This is a genomic window from Agromyces bauzanensis, assembly GCF_014645655.1.
GTDB lineage: Bacteria > Actinomycetota > Actinomycetes > Actinomycetales > Microbacteriaceae > Agromyces > Agromyces bauzanensis.
In genome coordinates, this window is sequence record NZ_BMMD01000057.1 from 1 (window position 1) to 1,956 (window position 1,956).

At 61.2% G+C, this 1,956-nt stretch carries 1 protein-coding gene; it reads left to right on the plus strand.

Annotated features, from left to right (window positions below):
• Positions 1-541: 541 nt before the first annotated feature.
• On the plus strand, positions 542-1,747 hold the full coding sequence (locus IEX31_RS18340) for a Fic family protein (protein WP_188744832.1): 1,206 nt from the start codon (positions 542-544) through the stop codon (positions 1,745-1,747).
• Positions 1,748-1,956 lie beyond the last annotated feature (209 nt).

Consider the following 1,956-nt stretch of genomic DNA (forward strand, 5'->3'; position numbering starts at 1 on the left):
AGGTCCGTCTCGACGCGTCGCGAGCCCCGATTGGCCCGGCGAAACCACGCTCAGATGGCCGGATTCCTAGCGCTCTTTTGGCCGGAGAAGAGTCGACAAAACACAACAGCTCCGACATGCTCGCACGCGGTGCCCGACCCGAGAGACGAGCCCTCGGCCTGAATCCACCTGCGCTCACCCAATGACCCGCCACCATCCGTTTGTAACGCCTCAGCGCGATCAGCTCGATACGCCAGGGGCCCGGCGAAAGAGCATTGAGCGCGACGTGTGCTCGATGGGGCTGGGCTGAGCGAGCGATGCTCACGCGCTGATCTGCGCCGCGGCCCAGCGGCGTTCGCCGGCCTAGCGTCCGTGGCACTCCTACTGTCCGAGACCCGAAGTTGGAAGTTGTCGGACGCTTGCCAAGCGGAGTTGGAAGTCGCGCGCCGTCCTCCAACTGGATGCCGTCTCAGTTGGAAGTATGCGTGGACGCTCCAACCTACGTTGAACGGCCCAAAGGAACTTCCAACTCAACTGGCCATTTGGTTGTATGTTGGGATCCATGGATGCCTCAAGGTTCGTGGACTCTCCGTTTGGCGCCCCCGCGAAGGAGCCCGGCAACAAGTGGGCGTTCACCTACTACCTGCCGAAGCCAGTGCCTCGCCAGATCGACCTCAATTCGCGCGTCGTCGCGGAACTCAGTGAGGCTGACGCGGCGCTCGGGCACTTGCAGGGTCTGGGACTGTTGATAACGGATCCCGGCCTGCTGATCGGCCCATATCTTCGCCGTGAGGCGCTGGCCAGTTCCAGGATCGAGGGGACGCAAGCCTCCCTCTCCGATGTCTTCCAAGCGGAGATCGATGCGAGCAGCATCAACGATGACACTTCTGAGGTACAGCGTTACCTCGAAGCAACCAACCAGGCGTACGAGCTCGCGACGACCCTGCCGATCACGCAACGACTGATCCTTCAGGTCCACGCAACCCTGATGGAAGGGGTGCGAGGTGAAGAGAAGTCCCCGGGCGAATTCCGCCGAACACCGGTCTGGGTTGGTCGCGCGGGGGCTACCCCAGAAACGGCAACATTCGTTCCGCCCCTCCCCGCCCATCTGGGCGAGCTCCTTGCGGACTGGGAGCGATTCGTAAACGACGATGGTCGCGCAATGCCGGCACTTGTCCAAGCCGCGCTGATGCATTACCAGTTCGAAACAATCCACCCGTTCCTCGACGGGAACGGCGGGATCGGACGGCTCCTCATCAACCTGCTCTTGATGGAACGCGGACGACTGCCGCTCCCACTCCTGTACCTCTCGCACTACTTCGAAACCCACCGAGACGAATACTACGACCGGCTTCAAGCGGTCCGTGAACAGGGAGCGATCGAAGCTTGGCTGATCTTCTTCCTGCGGGCCGTGCACGCGCAGGCAAACGATGCAGTCGCTCGATCGCGGAAGCTCGTTCAGATCAGAGAGACCTTCCACAGTGAAGCCATCAAGGAGCGCTCCAGTTTGCCCCGCCTCGTCGACGTGATTGTGCGCAACCCGTTCGTCACGGTGAAGTCCGTCGAGACTCGCCTCGAGCTCACGAATCAAGGCGCGCGGAACCTCATCAAGAACGCCGAGGCTCGCGGTTGGCTTCGTAGTCTTGGCGCGCACGGCCAAGGCGGACGCGAGCTCTGGTATTCGCCCGCGATCTTCAACGTCATGGAGATGCCCATGACCTATAACGGCGACGCTTACCCCGAGAACACCCAAGCCGGCGAGGTTTGACACGATGTCGAACCCGGATAGCTCGAGCCGCAACACGTCCCGCGTGATGCCTCGAAGAGGGCTGTGCGCCTTGTGCTACTCCCAACGAACAACGGGCTAGTGGTCACTTAATGGTCACAAATTCGGAATCACAGTGGTTCACTCGAGCTCACGATCCCGCAGAACTGCAGGGAAGTGAGCCATTGTGAAGTGCAGTGAATCACTACTGG